Annotated in this window: 22 protein-coding genes; 15 read left to right on the top strand and 7 right to left on the bottom strand. The window is 59.9% G+C overall.

What is annotated here, in order from left to right:
* Positions 1-14: 14 nt before the first annotated feature.
* Entirely contained in the window at positions 15-704 is a 690-nt protein-coding gene (locus tag CKW24_RS08405; RefSeq protein ID WP_095166947.1) for an OmpA family protein, read from the bottom strand.
* A 190-nt stretch (positions 705-894) separates the two neighbouring features.
* Here CKW24_RS08405 and CKW24_RS08400 point away from each other — a divergent pair, with 190 nt between their 5' ends.
* The 4 genes from CKW24_RS08400 to CKW24_RS08385 are packed head-to-tail and all read left to right on the top strand — an operon-like array spanning position 895 to position 2609.
* Positions 895-1392 carry a DUF6231 family protein gene (locus CKW24_RS08400; RefSeq protein ID WP_095166945.1) on the top strand — a complete coding sequence of 166 codons (498 nt, stop codon included), beginning with the start codon at positions 895-897 and terminating at the stop codon, positions 1390-1392.
* Between the two features lie 4 nt (positions 1393-1396).
* Positions 1397-1870: a YchJ family protein gene (locus CKW24_RS08395; protein ID WP_095166943.1), complete on the top strand. Its 474-nt coding sequence runs from the start codon at positions 1397-1399 to the stop codon at positions 1868-1870.
* A 38-nt stretch (positions 1871-1908) separates the two neighbouring features.
* Positions 1909-2394, top strand: a complete 486-nt coding sequence (locus CKW24_RS08390; RefSeq protein ID WP_095166941.1) for an LEA type 2 family protein — start codon at positions 1909-1911, stop codon at positions 2392-2394.
* Positions 2395-2399: 5 nt separating this feature from the next.
* Positions 2400-2609, top strand: a complete 210-nt coding sequence (locus tag CKW24_RS08385) for an SEC-C metal-binding domain-containing protein (protein WP_064676164.1) — start codon at positions 2400-2402, stop codon at positions 2607-2609.
* Positions 2610-2658: 49 nt separating this feature from the next.
* On the opposite strand, the gene CKW24_RS08380 is transcribed toward CKW24_RS08385, so the two are convergent.
* Positions 2659-3225 carry a cysteine hydrolase family protein gene (locus CKW24_RS08380; RefSeq protein ID WP_095166939.1) on the bottom strand — a complete coding sequence of 189 codons (567 nt, stop codon included), beginning with the start codon at positions 3223-3225 and terminating at the stop codon, positions 2659-2661.
* A 185-nt stretch (positions 3226-3410) separates the two neighbouring features.
* Here CKW24_RS08380 and CKW24_RS08375 point away from each other — a divergent pair, with 185 nt between their 5' ends.
* The 6 genes from CKW24_RS08375 (at position 3411) to CKW24_RS08350 (ending at position 10302) form a co-directional block, all read left to right on the top strand.
* Positions 3411-5861, top strand: a complete 2451-nt coding sequence (locus CKW24_RS08375) for a penicillin acylase family protein (protein ID WP_095166937.1) — start codon at positions 3411-3413, stop codon at positions 5859-5861.
* Between the two features lie 240 nt (positions 5862-6101).
* Positions 6102-6884, top strand: coding sequence for a transporter substrate-binding domain-containing protein (locus CKW24_RS08370; protein WP_095166935.1), 783 nt, complete (start codon positions 6102-6104; stop codon positions 6882-6884).
* Between the two features lie 58 nt (positions 6885-6942).
* A complete protein-coding gene (locus CKW24_RS08365) occupies positions 6943-7671 on the top strand; it encodes an ABC transporter permease (RefSeq protein ID WP_095166933.1) in 729 nt (242 codons plus the stop codon).
* Positions 7668-8378: an ABC transporter permease gene (locus CKW24_RS08360; protein ID WP_095166931.1), complete on the top strand. Its 711-nt coding sequence runs from the start codon at positions 7668-7670 to the stop codon at positions 8376-8378. The genes CKW24_RS08365 and CKW24_RS08360 overlap by 4 nt, the downstream gene beginning before the upstream one ends.
* Before the next feature lie 27 nt (positions 8379-8405).
* Positions 8406-9524 carry a succinylglutamate desuccinylase/aspartoacylase family protein gene (locus CKW24_RS08355; RefSeq protein ID WP_095166929.1) on the top strand — a complete coding sequence of 373 codons (1119 nt, stop codon included), beginning with the start codon at positions 8406-8408 and terminating at the stop codon, positions 9522-9524.
* Between the two features lie 13 nt (positions 9525-9537).
* A complete protein-coding gene (locus CKW24_RS08350; RefSeq protein ID WP_095166927.1) occupies positions 9538-10302 on the top strand; it encodes an ABC transporter ATP-binding protein in 765 nt (254 codons plus the stop codon).
* A gap of 45 nt (positions 10303-10347) precedes the next feature.
* Here CKW24_RS08350 and CKW24_RS08345 read toward each other — a convergent pair whose 3' ends face one another.
* The 3 genes from CKW24_RS08345 to dcd form a co-directional block, all read right to left on the bottom strand.
* Positions 10348-10719: a hypothetical protein gene (locus CKW24_RS08345; RefSeq protein ID WP_095166925.1), complete on the bottom strand. Its 372-nt coding sequence runs from the start codon at positions 10717-10719 to the stop codon at positions 10348-10350.
* Between the two features lie 205 nt (positions 10720-10924).
* Entirely contained in the window at positions 10925-11134 is a 210-nt protein-coding gene (locus CKW24_RS08340) for a hypothetical protein (RefSeq protein WP_095166923.1), read from the bottom strand.
* A 108-nt stretch (positions 11135-11242) separates the two neighbouring features.
* Positions 11243-11809 carry a dCTP deaminase gene (dcd, locus tag CKW24_RS08335; protein WP_003219273.1) on the bottom strand — a complete coding sequence of 189 codons (567 nt, stop codon included), beginning with the start codon at positions 11807-11809 and terminating at the stop codon, positions 11243-11245.
* A 354-nt stretch (positions 11810-12163) separates the two neighbouring features.
* Here dcd and CKW24_RS08330 point away from each other — a divergent pair, with 354 nt between their 5' ends.
* Positions 12164-12373 (top strand): cold-shock protein, encoded by a 210-nt coding sequence (locus tag CKW24_RS08330; RefSeq protein ID WP_002554837.1) that lies wholly within the window; start codon positions 12164-12166, stop codon positions 12371-12373.
* A gap of 115 nt (positions 12374-12488) precedes the next feature.
* Here CKW24_RS08330 and CKW24_RS08325 read toward each other — a convergent pair whose 3' ends face one another.
* The gene (locus CKW24_RS08325; protein ID WP_095166921.1) at positions 12489-13496 is read right to left on the bottom strand and encodes a DUF481 domain-containing protein; all 1008 of its coding nucleotides are present in this window, start codon (positions 13494-13496) and stop codon (positions 12489-12491) included.
* 166 nt (positions 13497-13662) lie between these two features.
* Between CKW24_RS08325 and CKW24_RS08320 the strand changes: the two genes are divergently transcribed.
* The 4 genes from CKW24_RS08320 to CKW24_RS08305 all read left to right on the top strand — a co-directional run bounded on the left by CKW24_RS08320 (position 13663) and on the right by CKW24_RS08305 (position 18438).
* Positions 13663-14016, top strand: coding sequence for an MGMT family protein (locus tag CKW24_RS08320; RefSeq protein ID WP_095166919.1), 354 nt, complete (start codon positions 13663-13665; stop codon positions 14014-14016).
* A gap of 43 nt (positions 14017-14059) precedes the next feature.
* Entirely contained in the window at positions 14060-15622 is a 1563-nt protein-coding gene (locus tag CKW24_RS08315) for an AmpG family muropeptide MFS transporter (RefSeq protein WP_095166917.1), read from the top strand.
* A 129-nt stretch (positions 15623-15751) separates the two neighbouring features.
* The gene (locus tag CKW24_RS08310; RefSeq protein ID WP_095166915.1) at positions 15752-17467 is read left to right on the top strand and encodes a proline--tRNA ligase; all 1716 of its coding nucleotides are present in this window, start codon (positions 15752-15754) and stop codon (positions 17465-17467) included.
* Positions 17468-17484: 17 nt separating this feature from the next.
* Positions 17485-18438, top strand: coding sequence for a hypothetical protein (locus tag CKW24_RS08305; protein ID WP_095166902.1), 954 nt, complete (start codon positions 17485-17487; stop codon positions 18436-18438).
* Between the two features lie 42 nt (positions 18439-18480).
* Here the strand turns inward: CKW24_RS08305 and dinB are convergent, their stop codons facing one another.
* The gene (gene dinB / locus CKW24_RS08300) at positions 18481-19542 is read right to left on the bottom strand and encodes a DNA polymerase IV (protein ID WP_095166900.1); all 1062 of its coding nucleotides are present in this window, start codon (positions 19540-19542) and stop codon (positions 18481-18483) included.
* Positions 19543-19761: the final 219 nt, after the last annotated feature.

Raw genomic sequence — 19761 nt, 5'->3', positions numbered from 1 at the left:
GGATGCGAGAGGGACTAGCGGTTGATTTTGATTTCGGTACGACGGTTCATGGCACGCCCGTCAGCGGTTTTGTTGTCGGCCACTGGCTGGCTTTCACCGGCACCTTGTACCGACACGAAGCTGGCACGTGGCACACCTTCTTCAATCAGGTACTCAACCACCGAATGCGCACGTTTATCCGAGAGCTTCTCGTTATAGGCATCGCTGCCCACGCTGTCGGTATGCCCGGTGACGGTCAGTTGCGCTGTAGCGGCTTCCTGTTTCAGTCGGGAGGCAATGGTTTCCAGCTTGGTTTTGTCGGCTTCGGTCAACTTCGCTGAGTCGAACTGGAAGTGCACATCACGAATGACGATGGTTTCCTCTTTGACCACCACCACTTCTTCAACCACCGGCTCAGGTGGTGGGCAGCCATTGGCATCGACCTGCACGCCTTTTGGTGTGCCCGGGCACTTGTCACGACTGTCCAGCACGCCGTCGCCATCTTCATCACCGTCGCCATGCACCCAGCAATAAGCGGCTGCCAATCCACCTACGAACAGCGCGCCACCGCCGGCCCATGCCGAACTTTTCGTCGCGCCGAGACCCGCACCGACCACGCCGCCCACCGCCGCACAGGTCGGCCAGTCGGTTTTCTGCAAACCTGCGCAACCAGTCAACACACTGGTTAGCAGAACCAAGGGTAATGCTGTCCGAACTATGCTCATCGAGTTTTCTCCTGAGGGATCGGCGTACGACCGATTCAAGCAGTAAAGACCCGAGTTTTAATATCCGCCAGCAATAGGCCATCCTGGCTTCATCGCGTATTTACGGGCGATCGCAACATCCAGTGCAAACCCGCTCTAGGCCCGAGCGTTCGGGCAGGCTAGTCTTGGCAGTTCTGATTGAGGATCCTTGATGACCGCCGCTATTTCTTTGCGTACTCCCCAGCAGGCGCTCGCCGCCTTGCTCGATCGTTATGCGCCCAAGCGGCTGCTGCTGATCGGTGCCAGTGACTTTCCGGCACTGCAGGCGTTCAAGCTGGCGCACCCCGACACCATCGTTGCCCAGGTCGCACCTGGCCCACTGCCGCCGGACCTGGCTGCGCAGCGCTTCGACCTGGCCCTAGCCCTCGACTGCCTGGAGCATTTGCCCAAGCGCGACGGCCTGAACCTGCTCGGCGGGATCCGCAACCTCAACGCCAGTCGCATCGTGGTCCTCGCCGACCTGGGTGCCTGCGGCTGGCAGGACACCGACTTCTTCTCCCTGGCCCTGCAAGCCAGCGAACGTTTCCAGCGCGACGAACAAGTATTGACCCTGTTCACCTATGATCTGCTTGACTACAAACAAGTACCTGACTGGCTCAACTCACGGTTCTGGGCCAATCCAGAGAATTTCGGAAAATACTGGTGGTAACACAATGAGTACATCCATCTGCCCTTGCGGCAGCGGCACGCCACTCGATGCCTGTTGCGGGCATTACCATGCCGGGCACCCCGCGCCATGCGCCGAAGCCTTGATGCGCTCGCGCTACAGCGCCTACGTGCTAGGCCTGATCGACTACCTGGTGGCAACCACCCTACCTGCCCAGCAATCAGGCCTGGACCGCCAGTCGATCAGCGCCTGGAGCGCCCAGAGCACCTGGCTAGGCCTGGAAGTGGAAAGCTCGGAAGTATTCGGCGGCCAACCTGAACACGCCTTCGTCACCTTTACTGCGCGCTGGCATGACAGCGACGGCGAACACAGTCACCGTGAACGTTCTTCTTTCGTACAGAACGCCGGGCACTGGTACTTCATTGACCCGACCGTACCGCTCAAGGCCGGACGCAATGACGCCTGCCCGTGTGCCAGCGGGCAGAAGTTCAAGAAGTGCTGTGCCGGGTACTTCGCCTAGGGGACTGAACCTGTACAGCGGGTAAAGGGAGCCAGACCATGCTCAACCAGCGCCGCGCCCTGCACTGCATCAGCCTGCTTTTGCTGCTGAGTCTCAGTGGTTGCGTGTCCTGGTTCAGCGACGATGAGCTTGAGCCTCAGGTCCACCTGCTCAAGGTCGAGGTGGTCCGAGCCCGGCTGCTTGACCAGAAGTTCATGCTGTACTTTCGCGTCGACAATCCCAATGACTCCAGCCTGACGGTCCGTGGCCTGGAATACCGCATTCACTTGAGCCAGTTCCTGCTGACCGAGGGCGAGAGTGATCAGTGGTTCAGCGTCGACCCCAAGAGCAGTGGGTATTTCCAAGTGCCGATCCGCACGAACCTGTGGCAGCACCTGCGGGAAGTGGTCAAGTTGCTGAAAAAACCCGAGCAGCCCATCCCGTACCGCCTGGAGGGAACCCTGCAAACCGGATTATTGTTCGGCAAAGACGTGCACCTTTCGCGTTATGGCGAGATAATTCCCGGCGATTTTATTCCGGAGTAACCCTGATGACCCAGCAACCCCACGTCCATGGCCCTGACTGCAACCACGATCATGACCATCACGAACACCATGATCACGACCATGGCCATGTGCACGGCCCAAACTGCGGCCACGCTCACCAGGAACCGGTGCGTAACGCCTTGAAAGATGTTGGCCGCAACGACCCTTGCCCATGCGGCAACGGCAAGAAATTCAAGAAGTGCCACGGCGCCTGATGCGCTAGCTCCAAGGCGTGTGGGAGCAAGCCGGACGGCGCTCCCACAATTACCCGATGCGGCTCGCCATCAGGATGTCGCGGGCAGTCACCACCGTTGCGTACTCGCCCTGCAAATTACCCAGCGACATGGCATGCACCTGCTGCGCGCAATGCCACTGGCCAAAATAGTCCTGCTTGTCGAAGGTGTAGCAGGCGTCCTCCACCACCCAGGTTTCATACCCCAGGTTGCCGGCAGTTCGTGCAGTGGCCTCCACCGAGTTATTCGTCGCCACGCCAACGATAATCAACTGGCTGACTCCCCCTCGCTGTAAATCCTCTGCCAGCCCGGTTGCGCAGAACGCATCTGGCACCTGCTTCTGGATCACCGGTTCACCCGCCAAGGGCATGAACCGCTGCTGAAATTCCACGCCCGACTGTTGCGGCCAGAACACCGATTCCGGCGAGCGGGACAGGTGCTGCACGTGGATCACTGGCCACGACCTGGCGCGCCACTGCTCGAGCAACTCGGCAATGCGTTCCTCGGCCTGAGGGTTGTTGCGCGGCCCGAGCCGGGGCTGATGGATTCCTTTTTGCTGATCGATCAGGATCAAGGTGGCATTTATCTGCAGTTGCATGGCGCTATTTCCCTCTGCCAATTACCCAATACCCCCCTTCAATACCGTCATTTACGGCAGCCAAACAGGCCTATGGTCGAAAAATCCGTGATTTATCCGACAAACCCTCAAATAAGCTCGGCCCCTGCTTGCGCGGCCCTCGGTCGCTCACTAACGTAGCGCCTTTCTTGGTACGGAGCTTTGCCATGGCCTCGCCAGCCTTTACATCTTTTCTTCCCCGGTTCGGCGTTGCCGCAGCAGTCACCAGTGTGCTCAGTCTTGGCGGATGCCAGACCTGGAATGCCCAGGACACGCTACCGCCCACCTCCGGTGTGCAACCGCTCAAAGGGCTGGCGCAAAACGTCTCCGTGCGACGCAATGCCATGGGTATGCCGCTGATCGAAAGCAGCACCTTCCACGATGCCTTGTTCACCCTCGGTTATGTGCACGCCACTGATCGCATCTACCAGATGGTCAGCATGCGGTTGCTGGCCCAGGGCCGCCTGGCGCAAATGTCGGGCCCTCAGATGCTCGACGCCGACCGCTACATGCGCGCCGTGAACCTGAAGAAAAGCGCCGACGAACTCTATAAAGCCTCCTCGCCTCGCCTCAAGCGCTTCTTTGAAGTCTATGCGCGCGGGGTCAACGCTTACCTGTTCCGCTATCGCGACAAGCTGCCAGCAGACCTGGCTGCCACCGGTTACCAACCGGAGTACTGGAAACCGGAAGACTCGGCGCTGATTTTCTGCCTGCTGAACTTCAGCCAGTCAGCCAACCTGCCGCAGGAAATTTCCGCGCTGGTCATGGCGCAAACCGTCACCCAGGACAAGCTGGCATGGCTGTCGCCGTCCTATCCGGACGAAAAACTGCCGTTGGCGGAAACCGACAAACTCCAGGGCATCAAGCTCAACGGTACGATCCCAGGCCTTGCCGAAGTGGCTAACGCTGGCGAGCAACTGGGCACGTTGAACATGCTCGGCGGCACGGCATCGAACAACTGGGCGATCGCCCCACAACGCAGCCGCAGCGGTAAAAGCCTGCTGGCCAGCGACAGCCAATTGCCGCTCGGCGTGCCGTCGCTGTGGAGCTTCGTGCAGATTCGTGCCCCGAAATACCAGGCAGCCGGCGTTTCCATCGCCGGCTTGCCAATGGTCCTGGCCGGTTTCAACGGCCAAGTGGCTTGGAGCATGACGGCGGTGCTGGGCGACAACCAGGACCTGTTCCTGGAAAAACTCAAGCGCCAGGGCAACGGCCTGAGCTACGAAGTTGCGGGTAAATGGCAGCCAGTGATGGTGCGCAACGAAACCTACTTCATCAAAGGCCAGCGACCGATTCGCGAAGCCGTGTACGAAACCCGCCACGGCGCCTTGCTCAACAGCGCCCAAGGCACTGCGCTGGGTAATGGCTTCGGCCTGGCCTTGCAGCAACCCAATTTGACCGACGACAAGAGCCTGGACGCGTTCTTCGACCTGACCCGCGCGCAGAATGTGGAAAAAGCCTCGGACGCCAGCCGCGAAATCCGCGCGATTGCCCTGAACATGGTGTTTGCCGACGCTCGCAACATCGGCTGGCAGGTTACCGGCCGCTTCCCCAACCGTCGCGAAGGCGAAGGCTTGCTGCCATCCCCCGGCTGGGAAGGCCGCTACGACTGGGACGGCTACGCCGACCCGATGCTCCATCCGTATGATCAGGACCCGGTGCAAGGCTGGCTCGGCACCGCCAACCAGCGGGTGATTCCTCACGGTTACGGCATGCAGCTGTCCAATTCATGGGCCGCACCCGAGCGCGGCGAGCGCATCGCCGAACTGGCAGGGAGCGGTAAGCACGACAATCGCAGCATGATCGCCATGCAATACGACCAGACCAGCCTGTTTGCCAGCAAACTGAAAAAAATGTTCGAGTCGCCCGGCATGTCGGCACCGCTCAAAACAGCCATCGCCGCCCTGCCCGCCGCCGAGGCTGGCAAGGCACGCGAGGCCTACAGCCGCCTGATGGCCTTTGACGGCAAGCTCAGTGCGACCTCGACTGACGCGGCGATCTACGAGTTGTTCCTGCAGGCCAGCATGCAGCAGATCTTCCTCGACGAATTGGGGCCGCAGAACAGCCCGGCCTGGAAAGCTTTTGTTGCCAGCGGCAAGTTGTCCTACTCGGCGCAGGCTGACCATTTGCTCGGCCGCGAAGACAGCCCGTTCTGGGATGACGCCCGCACCCCGCAAAAGGAAGACAAGCCGGCGATCCTTGCCCGTAGCCTGGCCGCCGCCATTTCTGCTGGCGAAAGCCAGATGGGCGGTGACCGCAAAGCCTGGCAATGGGGAAAACTGCACCACTACGAATGGAAGGACGTGCGCGGCCAGACTGTGCGCGCGCCTATGTCCGCCGGTGGCGATCACACCACCCTGAACATGTCCGCCTACACCTGGGGCCAGGACTTCAACGTCACGCTGGCACCGGCGATGCGCTTTATCGTCGACTTCGCTCAGGCAGAACCGTTGCAGGCGCAGAACGGCAGTGGTCAGTCCGGTAATCCGGCCAGTCCCAGCTACCTGAACGGTATCGAACCGTGGCTCAAGGGCCAGTACCAGAGCCTGCCGATGCAGCCGCAGAACTTCGACAAGGTCTATGGCAAGACGCGCCTGACCCTGGTGCCCGGAAAGTAAACTCGCGGGGACCGGTGCCTGGGGCACACCGGCTCAGTCAGCCCAGGCTCCATGCTGGTGCAGTCAATCCTTCGCGCCCATTTTTGGGCGCGAATCTGCCCAGGACTTTTGTTGAATCATCTTTTAAAACGCTTGTTCGGGACTCTGGTTCGGAAATTGCTACTTTCATAAGGTCTTACGCTTTCCAGTAACAATAATTCTGCGCCACAAGCGCTCATATTGGTTCTTAGGGATTGAATAATGAAAAAAGCATTGCTGACCCTTTCTGCACTGGCGTTGTGCATGGCCGCGGGTTCCGCGCTGGCCAAAGAATACAAAGAGTTGCGATTTGGTGTTGACCCCTCCTACGCGCCGTTCGAATCCAAAGCAGCGGACGGCAGCCTGGTTGGCTTCGATATCGATCTGGGCAATGCGATCTGCGCCGAGCTGAAGGTCAAATGCAAATGGGTCGAAAGCGATTTCGACGGCATGATCCCTGGCCTCAAGGCCAATAAATTCGACGGTGTAATCTCTTCGATGACCGTTACCGAGGCCCGCGAGAAGGTTATCGACTTCTCCAGCGAGCTGTTCTCCGGCCCCACTTCATTCGTGTTCAAAAAAGGTTCTGGGCTGACCGCCGATACCGCATCGCTCAAGGACAAGGCTGTCGGCTACGAGCAAGGCACCATCCAGGAAGCGTATGCCAAGGCCGTGCTGGACAAGGCCGGGGTCAAGACCAAGGCCTACGCCAACCAGGACCAGGTCTACGCCGACCTGATTTCCGGGCGTCTCGACGCGTCGATCCAGGACATGCTGCAAGCCGAACTGGGCTTCTTGAAGTCGCCACAAGGCGCCGACTATGAAGTCAGCAAACCCGTTGACAGTCCACTGTTGCCAGCCAAGACCGCTGTCGGTATCTCGAAAGGTAACAAAGAGCTGAAGGCCCTTCTCGATAAAGGTATCAAAGCGTTACACGATGATGGCACCTACGCCACCATTCAAAAGAAACACTTTGGTGATCTGAATCTGTACAGCGGCAAATAATGCCCGGCGCCCATCCTCGTGATGGGCGCCTTTTTTTCGCTATCAGGTTGCTGACTTCATGTTTGAACAACTCCTACAAAACCTGGGGCTCTCAGCCTTCAGCTTGAAAGGCTTCGGCCCCCTGCTGATGCAAGGCACCTGGATGACCATCCAATTATCGGTACTGTCGCTGCTGGTGGCCGTGTTACTCGGCCTCCTGGGCGCCAGCGCCAAACTCTCAGCCTCCAGACTGCTGCGCATACCCGCGCAGTGCTACACCACGTTGATTCGTGGGGTGCCGGACCTGGTGCTGATGCTGCTGATTTTCTACAGCCTGCAAACCTGGCTGACGTCCCTGACCGACCTGTTGGAATGGGAATACATCGAGATCAACCCGTTCAGCGCCGGGGTCATCACCCTGGGCTTTATCTACGGTGCCTATTTCACCGAAACCTTCCGTGGCGCGATCCTCGCCGTGCCCCGCGGCCAGGTTGAAGCCGCCACCGCTTACGGCCTCAAGCGCGGCCAGCGTTTTCGCTACGTGGTCTTCCCGCAGATGATGCGCTTCGCCTTGCCGGGTATCGGTAACAACTGGATGGTGATGCTCAAGGCGACTGCACTGGTGTCGATCATCGGCCTGGCCGACCTGGTCAAGGCCGCCCAGGATGCCGGTAAAAGTACCTACCAGCTGTTTTACTTCCTGGTGCTGGCAGCGCTGATCTACCTGCTGATCACCAGCGCGTCGAACGTTGTCCTGCGCTGGCTGGAACGGCGTTATGCCGCAGGTGCCCGGGAGGCCGTACGATGATCGAACTTCTGCAAGAGTACTGGCGCCCGTTCCTGTACAGCGACGGCTACCACATCACCGGCCTGGCGATGACGATGTGGCTGCTCAGCGCCTCGATCTGCATCGGTTTCCTGGTGTCGATCCCGCTGTCGATTGCCCGGGTTTCACCGCATTTCTACATCCGCTGGCCGGTGCAGTTCTACACCTACCTGTTCCGTGGCACGCCGCTGTATATCCAGTTGCTGATCTGCTACACGGGGATCTACAGCCTCGCCGCGATCCGCGCGCAACCGGTGCTCGATGCGTTCTTTCGCGACGCGATGAACTGCACGATCCTGGCCTTCGCCCTGAACACCTGCGCCTACACCACGGAGATTTTCGCCGGGGCGATTCGCAGCATGAACCACGGCGAAGTCGAGGCTGCCAAGGCCTATGGCCTGACGGGCTGGAAGCTGTATGCCTACGTGATCATGCCTTCGGCCCTGCGCCGTTCGTTGCCCTACTACAGCAACGAAGTGATCCTGATGCTGCACTCCACCACCGTGGCCTTCACCGCGACCATCCCGGACATCCTGAAAGTCGCGCGGGACGCCAACTCGGCAACCTTCCTGACATTCCAGTCGTTCGGCATCGCCGCGTTGATCTACCTGGCCGTAACCTTTGCCCTGGTCGGTCTGTTCCGGGTTGCCGAACGCCGCTGGCTGGCATTTCTCGGTCCAACTCACTAGCTCTCACGTTGCAGGACACTCACGCACATGCGCCACCAGATTCATGACTTGCTTGCCCCGCTGCCGGGCACCGCACGCCAGATCCACAGCTTCCACTTTGGCCCGACACAGGCCCAGGGCAAGGTCTACATCCAGTCCTCACTGCATGCCGACGAACTGCCGGGCATGCTGGTGGCCTGGCACCTCAAGCAACGCCTGGCCCAACTCGAAGCCGAGGGCCGCCTGCTCAGCGAGATCGTGCTGGTACCGGTGGCCAACCCGATTGGCCTCGAACAGGTGTTGATGGACGTGCCCCTGGGTCGCTACGAGCTGGAAAGCGGGCAGAATTTCAACCGTTGGTTTGTCGACCTCGGCGAAACGATCGGTCACGAAATCGAAGGCCAGCTCAACCAGGATCCGCAGCACAACCTGGCACTGGTGCGCCGGACTTTGCGTCAGGCATTGCTGCGCCAAAGTGCCGCCACGCAACTGCAGTCCCAGCGCCTGGTGCTGCAGACCCTGGCCTGCGATGCCGACATGGTGCTGGACCTGCACTGTGACTTCGAAGCCGTCACCCACCTGTACACCACGCCCCAGGCCTGGCCCCAGGTCGAACCGCTGGCGCGCTACATCGGCGCCGAGGCCAGCCTGCTGGCCACTGACTCCGGCGGCCAGTCATTCGATGAGTGCTTCACCCTGGTATGGTGGCAGTTGCAAGAGCGCTTCGGCGAACACTTCCCAATACCCTCTGGCAGCTTCTCGGTGACCCTGGAATTGCGTGGCCAGGGCGACGTCAACCACCCACTGGCCAGCCTCGATTGCCAGGCCTTGATCGACTACCTGACGCACTTTGGCGCCATCGACGGCCGAATCCAACCCCTGCCGGACCTGCCCTACCCGGCCACGCCACTGGCGGCGGTGGAGCCGGTCGCGACTCCGGTCGGTGGCTTGCTGGTGTACTGCGTGCTACCGGGAGAGTACCTGCAGGCCGGGCAATTGATCGCCGAGATCATCGATCCGATCAGCGACCGGGTCACGCCGGTCCATTGCACCAACGAGGGCCTGCTGTATGCCCGCTCGACCCGCCGCATGGCCACCGCTGGCATGGTGATCGCCCACGTGGCGGGCCTTGAGGCCTATCGAACCGGCTACCTACTTTCGCCTTGAGGATGTTCACTCCATGTACAAATTGACCATCGAAGGCCTGCACAAAAGCTACGGCAGCCATGAAGTCCTCAAGGGTGTGTCGCTCAAGGCCAGGACGGGCGACGTGATCAGCTTGATCGGCGCCAGCGGCTCGGGCAAGAGTACCTTTTTGCGCTGCATCAACTTTCTCGAAACCCCCAACGACGGCGCCATGAGCCTCGATGGCCAGGCAATCCGCATGATCAAGGACCACCACGGCATGCGGGTCGCCGACGAAGCCGAGCTGCAACGCATCCGTACCCGCCTGGCCATGGTTTTCCAGCACTTCAACCTGTGGAGCCACATGACTGTGCTGGAAAACATCAGCATGGCTCCGCGCCGGGTGCTGGGGGTGAGTAAAAAAGACGCTGAGGACCGCGCGCGCCGCTACCTCGACAAGGTAGGCCTGGCTGCCCGTGTGGCGGACCAGTACCCGGCATTCCTCTCCGGCGGCCAGCAGCAGCGGGTGGCCATTGCCCGTGCACTGGCGATGGAGCCGGAAGTCATGCTGTTCGATGAACCGACCTCCGCCCTGGACCCGGAGTTGGTGGGTGAAGTGCTCAGGGTGATCCAGGGGCTGGCCGAAGAAGGCCGGACCATGATCATGGTCACCCATGAAATGAGCTTTGCGCGCAAGGTGTCCAACCAGGTGTTGTTCCTGCACCAGGGCCTGGTGGAAGAACAAGGCACGCCCGAGGATGTACTGGGCAATCCCCGAAGTGAACGGCTCAAGCAGTTCCTCAGTGGCAACCTGAAGTAGCGGTCAGTGGGAGCGCTGGCTCCCACTGCGCTCCTTTGCCCCGGCTTAAGCCTGGTACTCCAGCCTGAAGCTGCCATTTTCGATGCGGATGCCATCGGCATCCGTGCCGCTGAAGGTACCGGCAAACTGCCCATCCCCGTCAACCGTCAACGTCAGGCTGCCCAAGGGGTACAACTCCGCTTCGCCGCCGCCCGTCACATGGATGACCGAAGGTAACCCGACCTGGAGCTGGTACGTGCCGGTCTGGATATCGTCTGGCAGATACAGGTAGAAGCCTTCCCCCGCAGCGTTGACCGCCTCGAGGCTATGCACGCCTTGACGCACGTAGTACCGCAGGCCCTCGGTCATCCGAAACGCCTGCAGGCCGTTGGCGGTATGGATGTCAGCGCTGAAATGACCCGATCGAACTGAACTCATTGGAAATTCCTTTTTCACGACTATGGCTAACCGCTCGCCTCAAGCGTTGTTCAAGCCACGCAGGGGAGCACCGCCGCGATAAAAACACGGCAGACCTGACCATAGGTTTCAAAGGTGAACACAGTTGTTTCGAGGCATGAACGTCCAGTGAACAGCGGTCAACCCTCACCACAGTTCACTGGTGATGCACCAAGAGCCGGACCAATCAGGCCACTGGTGCGGGAGGTGGCTCGTCCGGCAGGGTCGGTTCGCCGGGCTCGGTGGGTTGTTCGTTGGGGGTGTCCGGGTCGGGCTGACCGGGGATGCCGCCAGCCTGGGCGACGGACGGATGGGCTAACAACGACCAGGCCAGTACACCCACCTGATTGGGCTCAAGCCTTGCCAGTTCGGCACTTACGCGTGGATCGATCTTCATTGGGCACTCCTGGGCGATGGCCCGATCCGCCTTGCGCGGATCCGGGCAGTACACTCCATAGAGTCTACGCTCGCCGAGGAATTCCCACGGTCTGTCCGGACGACTGACTCAGGTGCGCGGCAGGGTCACGCCACGTTGGCCCTGATACTTGCCACCACGGTCTTTGTAGGAGACTTCGCACTCTTCGTCGGATTCGAAGAACAACATCTGCGCCACGCCTTCGTTGGCGTAGATCTTCGCCGGCAGCGTGGTGGTGTTGGAGAATTCCAGGGTCACGTGGCCTTCCCACTCCGGTTCCAGCGGCGTGACGTTGACGATGATGCCGCAGCGCGCGTAAGTGCTCTTGCCCAGGCAGATGGTCAGGACATTGCGCGGAATGCGGAAGAACTCAACGGTACGGGCCAGGGCGAAGGAGTTCGGCGGGATGATGCAGACATCGCTCTTGACGTCGACGAAACTCTTCTCATCAAAGTTTTTCGGATCGACGGTGGCCGAGTTGATGTTGGTGAACACCTTGAACTCATCGGCGCAGCGCACATCGTAGCCATAGCTCGACACCCCGAAGGAAATCAGTCGTTCGGCGCCTTCGCCACGCATCTGGCGCTCGACGAAGGGCTCGATCATGCCGTGCTCTTGCGCCATGCGGCGAATCCACTTGTCCGATTTGATGCTCATGGCGGGTGTCCTGAATAGCGAGGTGGAAAAATTCTGTCCGGCATCTTACCGGGGCGCGCCGCCGGGTTCAAAGTCCGGTACGCATTAATCGCCGATCGCCTTTAATATCGGATACCGCGCGTCGATCACGCGCACCGTCAGTCACGAAAACAGATAAACCTTCGCAAAGACCATTGGCACGTTCCGGAAAAAGGGTTAAGGTGGCGCCACTGTGCTGCTTGTGTCACTGAGAATCTCTACACGATATGTTGAATTTCGATCCAACCATCTACAAGAATTTTTCCTGCTCTTTGCACTCAGTCTCGGCCAGGGTTCTTCCTGAGTCGCAGTTATCTTTGTTCAAGGAGTTACACCATGTCTAATCGCCAAACCGGTACCGTTAAGTGGTTCAACGATGAAAAAGGCTTCGGCTTCATCACTCCACAATCCGGTGACGACCTGTTCGTTCACTTCAAAGCTATCCAATCCGACGGCTTCAAAAGCCTGAAAGAAGGCCAACAGGTTTCTTTCATCGCTACCCGCGGTCAGAAAGGCATGCAAGCTGAAGAAGTTCAAGTTATCTAACTTGTACTGATTTAGTAAAAAAAGCCCCGCCCTCAAAAGCGGGGCTTTTTTGTGCCTGTAGATTTTGTGCCTGCTTGTGGCGCCTGCTTGCGGCGCCCAGCCAGGTGACTGGGCGTTACCAGGTCACCCCAAAGCCTGCGGTGTAACGGGTCTTGCTGAAGTCGGCATCATCGGAACCGCTGATGATATCGCGCTCGGCCTTGAGGTTGAGCGATGCCCAGTCCGTGACCTTGTAACGCAAGCCCAGCTCGGCATCGAGGGCAAAGTCGGCGACGCCCGACAGCGGCTTGCCGACTTCACCATTGGTGAAGAACTCCACCGACTTGCCGATCAGGTAACGGTTGTAATCCCACTTCATCGCCAGCGAATAGAAGTTGTCTTTGCCGCCATCCGAATATTCGTAGTCGGTGCGGTTCAGCAGTGAGCCGAGGGAGAACGCACCCAGTTCGTCATCCCAGAACTGGTAGCCAGGACCGGTACCGACCGTGCGCTGGCGGGAGAGATCCTCGACCTTGTCGCGCTTGTAGGTCAAACGCCCCTGCCAGAACCATTGATCGGTAATGAAGCGGTCAAGGGAGTACTCGGCCCGCCAGTTGTCGGTAGTCACTACCTCATCCTGGAACTCGCGGTTGTATTCACCTTCTGCGGTATGACGCCATTTGCCATGTCGGGCGGAAGTCTTGAAATCCACGTCATAGTCGTCGGTGTCATTTTCCGCCCGCTGATAATCCAGGGCGACATCGACATTGCCCTTCCACACCAGATCCTCGACCACCGGCTTAGGCTTGAGAATCTGCTGGATACTCGCCAATTCGACGGTCTTGGGGGTTTCGCCATTGGCCAAGGTGACCTTGCCCTCATCGGCCGCCTGCAGGGACTTGGCTTTTTCACCAGTGTAGGCATCCTGCTTGACCAGCAGCTCCTGGTCACTTTCCAGGGTCTTGACCTGTTTCCAGTCGATCGGGATGGCTCCGGCGTATTCGGTCTGGATCAGCAGTTTGCCGCCGTCAAAGAGTTTGATCTTGCCACTCAGGCGATCGCCATTCTTTAACCAGACGGTGTCGCCGAGTGCAGGAGCGCAGGCACTGATAGCGGCGAGGCAGAGCAGAATTCTGGACGGCATAAACAAGGACAAGCCTCAGGTTCGCGAAAAAAAGGCGGCATTATCCCTATAGAGAAAGCCTGAGCAAGGACTGACCGGGGTATTTGTGATGAGTTCACTTATCATTGCGTGATCGGCGCTTTACTCTACCAGCGGTACAGCGCCTGCCCGTCAAGGAACCCAACACGTGAGCGACTGTGAGAACCAACCTCAGGACCCGGCACAAATCCGCCGAACGGCACTCTACCTCACCCTGGCCCAAGTGCCCGAAGGCAAGGTAGTGAGTTACGGCCAACTCGCCGAACTGGCCGGCCTGGGTCGGGCTGCGCGCTGGGTCGGGCGCACCCTGAGCCAATTGCCCGGCGACAGTAAACTGCCCTGGCACCGCGTGCTCGGCGCAGGCGGACGTATCAGCCTGGCCGTTGGCACCCCCTCGGGCGACGAACAACGCGCGCGCTTGCGAGCCGAGGGCATCAGTATCCAGAACAATCGTGTTGATATTCAGCGCCATGGCTGGCGTCCGGTAGAGCACAGCGGTTAGAGTGCGCGCTTTGTTTCCGCAATTTTGAGGCAGACTCCAGCCCATGCCCCGTAAAACCTGGCGCGCCGCGCTCGCCGCTTATGCCAGCCCCTCGACGCTCGTGCTGTTGCTGCTGGGTTTCGCCGCCGGCCTGCCCTACATGCTGGTATTTTCGACGCTTTCCGTCTGGCTGCGCGAGGCCGGTGTGGCCCGCGAAACCATTGGCTATGCCAGCCTGATCGGCTTGGCCTACGCCTTCAAATGGGTGTGGTCGCCGCTGCTCGACCAATGGCGCCTGCCCTTGCTCGGCAAGCTCGGCCGTCGTCGCTCCTGGTTGGTGCTGTCCCAAGCTTTGGTGATTCTCGGCCTGATCGGCATGGGCTTCTGCGACCCGCAAAAACACCTGTCCTGGCTGATCGCGATCGCGGTGGTGGTGGCTTTCGCCTCGGCCACCCAAGATATTGCCGTCGACGCCTACCGCCTGGAAATCGCCGACGACACGCGCCAGGCTGCCCTCGCTGCCAGCTATATGTCCGGCTATCGGGTGGCCGCCCTGCTGGCAACTGCCGGCGCACTGTTCTTTGCCGAAGGTTTTGGCTCCACCGGCTTCAATTACCAGCACTCGGCCTGGACCGGCACCTACGTGCTGTTTGGCCTGTTGATGGTCCCGGCGTTGCTGACCAGCCTGTTCATGCGCGAACCGCCCGTACCCTTGCGCACCCAGCTGTCCGCCGGACGCTACAGTTTTGTCCACCAACTGGCATCGGTGTTCGTGCTGATTGTGTTGCTGGTCTCGGTACCGGCGATGTGCACCCAGCTCTACAACACTGACTTTGCCAGCGTGCTGTTCGGCGACACCAGCCTGCTCGACTTGCTGCTCGAAGACCGCGCCTTCCTGCGCGCCATTCTCTACATCACCCTCACCGGCATGTGCCTGTCGACCATGGGCCGCCGGGGCCTGGCGCCAGTTCTGACGCCAATCAACGACTTCGTCATGCGCTATCGCTGGCAGGCATTCCTGCTGCTGGGGCTGATTGCTACCTATCGGATGTCCGATACGGTGATGGGCGTCATGGCCAACGTGTTCTACATCGACCTGGGCTTCACCAAGGACCAGATCGCCGGTGTCAGCAAGATATTCGGCCTGATCATGACCCTGGTGGGTGCCGGCATGGGCGGCCTGCTGATCGTGCGCTTCGGCATCCTGCCCATACTGTTCATCGGCGGCGCGGCGTCGGCCGGCACCAATATCCTGTTCGTGATGCTCGCCGACATGGGCGCCAACCTGCAGATGCTGATTGCCACCATTTCGCTCGACAACTTCAGCTCGGGCCTTGCGACGTCGGCCTTCGTGGCCTATCTGTCGAGCCTTACCAACCTGAAGTTCTCCGCCACCCAATACGCCCTGCTGAGCTCGATCATGCTCCTGCTGCCGCGCCTGATCGGCGGTTATACCGGGGTCATGGTGGAAAAATTCGGCTATCACGACTTCTTCATCATCACCGCCCTGCTCGGCGTGCCGACGCTGATCCTGATCGCCATACACTGGTTCCAGGAAAGCCGGCGCGAAGGTCCGACCCCGACACCTGGGCCCGTGACGAACACCAGCACCCTCGAAGAATCCTGACAAACGCCCGGGGTGCGGGGCTTTCCCCGCCTCAGGGCGACACCACGGACCGCACGCCTGTACGCCAGCACATCTCGCCCGTACAATGCTCCGTCATTTCTAGTCTTCAGCAACCGACAACGGCCTACCATGCGCACCAGTCAATTTTTGCTCGCCACACAGAAAGAAACGCCTTCCGATGCGGTCGTCATCAGCCATCAGCTGATGCTGCGCGCCGGCATGATCCGCAAACTCGCCTCGGGCCTGTACACCTGGCTCCCCATGGGCCTGCGGGTAATGCGCAAGGTAGAAGCGGTCGTTCGCGAAGAAATGAACGCCGCCGGCTCTCTTGAAGTGTTGATGCCGAGCACTCAACCGGCTGAGCTGTGGCAGGAATCCGGGCGTTGGGAAGAATACGGCCCTGAGCTGCTGCGCTTCAAGGATCGCCATGGCCGCGATTTCTGCGCCGGTCCGACCCACGAAGAAGTGATCACCGATCTGATGCGCAACGAGTTGAGCAGCTATAAACAGCTGCCAATCAACCTGTTCCAGATCCAGACCAAATTCCGCGATGAAATCCGCCCACGCTTCGGTTTGATGCGCGGCCGCGAATTCATCATGAAGGACGCCTACTCCTTCCACGCCGACCAGCCTTCGCTGCAGGTCACCTATGACCGCATGCACCAGGCTTACTGCAACGTGTTCACGCGCCTGGGCCTGAAATTCCGTCCAGTCGAGGCGGACAACGGCTCGATCGGTGGCGCCGGTTCCCACGAGTTCCACGTTCTGGCCGAATCCGGCGAAGACGACATCGTCTTCAGCAACGGCTCCGACTACGCAGCCAATATCGAAAAAGCCGAAGCCGTGCCACGGGAAACCTCCCGTCCTGCGCCAAGCGAAGAGCTGCGCCTGGTGGATACACCAGAGACCAAGACCATCGCGGCACTGGTGGAAAAATTCAATCTGCCGATTGAAAAGACCATCAAGACCCTGATCGTGCACGCCGAAGAAGCCGGCAAGCTGGTTGCCCTGGTCATCCGTGGCGACCACGAACTCAACGAGATCAAGGCCGCTAACCAGCCTGGCGTTGCCAGCCCGCTGGTCATGGCCGGCGACGCCGAACTGCGTGACGCCATCGGCGCCGGCGCTGGCTCCCTGGGCCCATTGAACCTGCCGCTGCCGATCATCATCGACCGCTCGGTGGAGCTGATGAGCGACTTCGGTATCGGTGCCAACATCGACGACAAGCACTACTTCGGCGTCAACTGGGAGCGCGACCTGCCGGTTCCAACCGTGGCCGACCTGCGCAACGTCGTGGCCGGCGATCCAAGCCCGGACGGCAAAGGCACCCTGGAAATCAAGCGCGGCATCGAAGTCGGGCACATCTTCCAGCTGGGCAACAAGTACAGCAAAGCGATGAAGTGCGAAGTGCTGGGCGAGAACGGCAAGCCGGTGACCCTGGAAATGGGTTGCTACGGCATTGGCGTGTCCCGCGTGGTCGCAGCTGCCATCGAGCAGGGCAACGACGAAAAAGGCATCATCTGGAGCGACACCCTCGCGCCATTCCAGATTGCCCTGGTACCGCTGCGCTACGAAACCGAACTGGTACGCGAAGCCACCGACAAGCTCTACGCAGAACTGACTGCGGCCGGCTTCGAAGTGCTGCTGGACGATCGCGACAAGAAAACCAGCCCGGGCATCAAGTTCGCGGACATGGAGCTGATCGGCATTCCTCACCGGATCGTGGTCAGTGATCGCGGCCTCGCCGAAGGCAACCTGGAATACAAGAGCCGTACCGAGGCCGAGCCGCAAGCGCTGCCGGTCGCTGACGTACTGTCGTTCCTTCAGGCTCGCATCCGCCGCTGACACCAGATAGAGAAGTCATGTTCAAGCGAAACACCTTAAGCCTCGGTGGTGCTGCCCTGTGCAGCACCCTGCTGCTCAGCGGCTGTGCCAATCAAATGTCACAGCGCAGCGAGCACGAGGAACGTATCGAGCGCAAACTGCTCGATCACAGCCTGCAGATCGATGTCGGTGAGCCTAAGGTGCTTGAGCTGCCGCAACGCCGAGTGCGGATTCATGAACAGAAGACCTTCGAAGTCACCGAGTTCGAAGTCACCCGGCGCTACGACCGCTACACGCCTTACCAACCCTGGCGGGAGGTCTATGAGATTCCGCTGGGCGCGGTCGCAGTGGTGGCAGGCGTCGGCGCCAACGTGGTCAACGTGTTTGCCCTCGGCAACCTGCCGGACAGCGTCACCAAGGACTGGATCAGCTACGGTTTTGCCGGGCTCAACCCGTTCATGAACGTGCAGTCCCACGGTCGGGCGCAACAGAACCTGGCGGGCATTGATGAAGTCGAGCGGGAAAAACGCACGGAATACTCAAGCCTGCCCTGGAGCGAACGCCCGGTAGAGGTCAAGACCGGCAAGCAGACCTTCGAGCTCACCACCGACCGCAATGGCGTGCTGCGCTTGAACCTGCTGGACAGTCCGTTCTCCGAACATGACCTGAGCCGCATCAGCAAGCTGCAGATCTCTGTCGCAGACGCCCAGGATGACGTGCACAGCGATTCCTCGCTGGCCATCAGCGGCAATTTGCGCGGCAAGCTGCTGGAAGCCCACGAACTGATTTACGACGACCTCGAAGATGATGAAGTGAGCCAGTGGGTGCACCGGGTCAAGCGCCTGTCGGAACTGGGCCTGGAAGAAGAGGCCAGCGAATTGGAGCAGAGCCTGATCGAACTGACCCGCAACGATCCCGAGTTGCAGAGTGAGTTCCTCAAGTCGCTGACCAAGGATGCCGGGCGCCTGGTGGCGGATCCGGGCGTCAATTAGTACCGCAAATGTTCGCGGGCAAGCCCTGCCCGCGACTACTTTCTAGCGCCCGAACAGGTCCAACTGCTCGAACCCACCGCGCAAATCCTGCAATCGCACGCCAATCCCCAACAACCGCACCGGCTTGCCACCCCGATTGAACGCCTGAGTCAGCAACAGCTGATAACTGCCCAGGTCACGCCCTGCCCCAGCCTGTTCCAGGGTGGTCTGGGTAAAGTCATGGAACTTGACCTTCACGAACGGCTTGCCCGGACGGTAACTGCTGTCGATGCGCGCCATGCGTCCATTCAGGCTTTCCAGCAGCTCGGGCAGCTTGTCCAGGCAACTGACCAGGTCGGGCAGGTCGACATCGTAGGTATTCTCCACGCTCACCGATTGCCGGCGACTGTCGTTTTGCACCGCCCGCTCATCAATCCCACGAGCCAGACTCCATAAGCGCTCGCCAAAACTGCCAAATTCGCGCACCAGCGCCAGCTTGTTCCACTCGCGCAGTTGCAGGCAATCGACGATACCCAGGCGCGCCAGCTTGTCCGCCGTGACCTTACCGACGCCATGCAACTTGCTCACTGGTAACTGTGAGACAAAATCTTCGACCTGATCCGGCGTGATCACGAACAGTCCGTTGGGCTTTTTCCAGTCGCTGGCGATTTTTGCTAAAAACTTGTTTGGCGCCACCCCGGCCGACACCGTGATGTGCAACTGATTGGAGACGCGCCGGCGGATGTCCTGGGCAATCCGCGTGGCGCTGCCGGCAAAATGCCCACAGTCGGACACATCCAGGTAAGCCTCATCCAGCGACAACGGCTCGATCAGGTCGGTGTAATCGCGAAAGATCGCCTGGATCTCCTTGGATGCCTCGCGGTAAGCGTCCATGCGCGGCTTGACGATGACCAGGTCCGGACACAGCTTCAACGCATGGCGCGAAGACATTGCCGACCGTACGCCATAGGCCCGGGCTTCATAGTTGCAGGTCGCAATCACCCCCCGCCGATCCGCGGAACCACCCACCGCCAGCGGTTTACTGGCCAGCGTTGGGTCGTCACGCATCTCGATGGCTGCATAAAAGCAGTCACAGTCGACGTGAATGATTTTGCGTTGAGTCATAAAAGGCGGTGTTCGCTGAAGGAAAAAGGACAAATATCAGTCAGATCACCAGTATCTCACTGACACCTGTATATAGCACCAGTGCTTTTAATCTTCTGTTACAGCAGGCAATAGCGCCAGGATGGATTTAATTTATTAATCGAAATCAGACCTTCAATAGAGCTGAGAGCCTTACGGGGCAAGCCCTGCAGCCCTCCAGGCATCTCCCGCATAAGCGCT

The sequence above is a fragment of the Pseudomonas sp. Irchel 3H3 genome, assembly GCF_900187635.1.
Classification (GTDB): domain Bacteria; phylum Pseudomonadota; class Gammaproteobacteria; order Pseudomonadales; family Pseudomonadaceae; genus Aquipseudomonas.
This window is presented reverse-complemented; position numbering and strand designations above follow the sequence as displayed.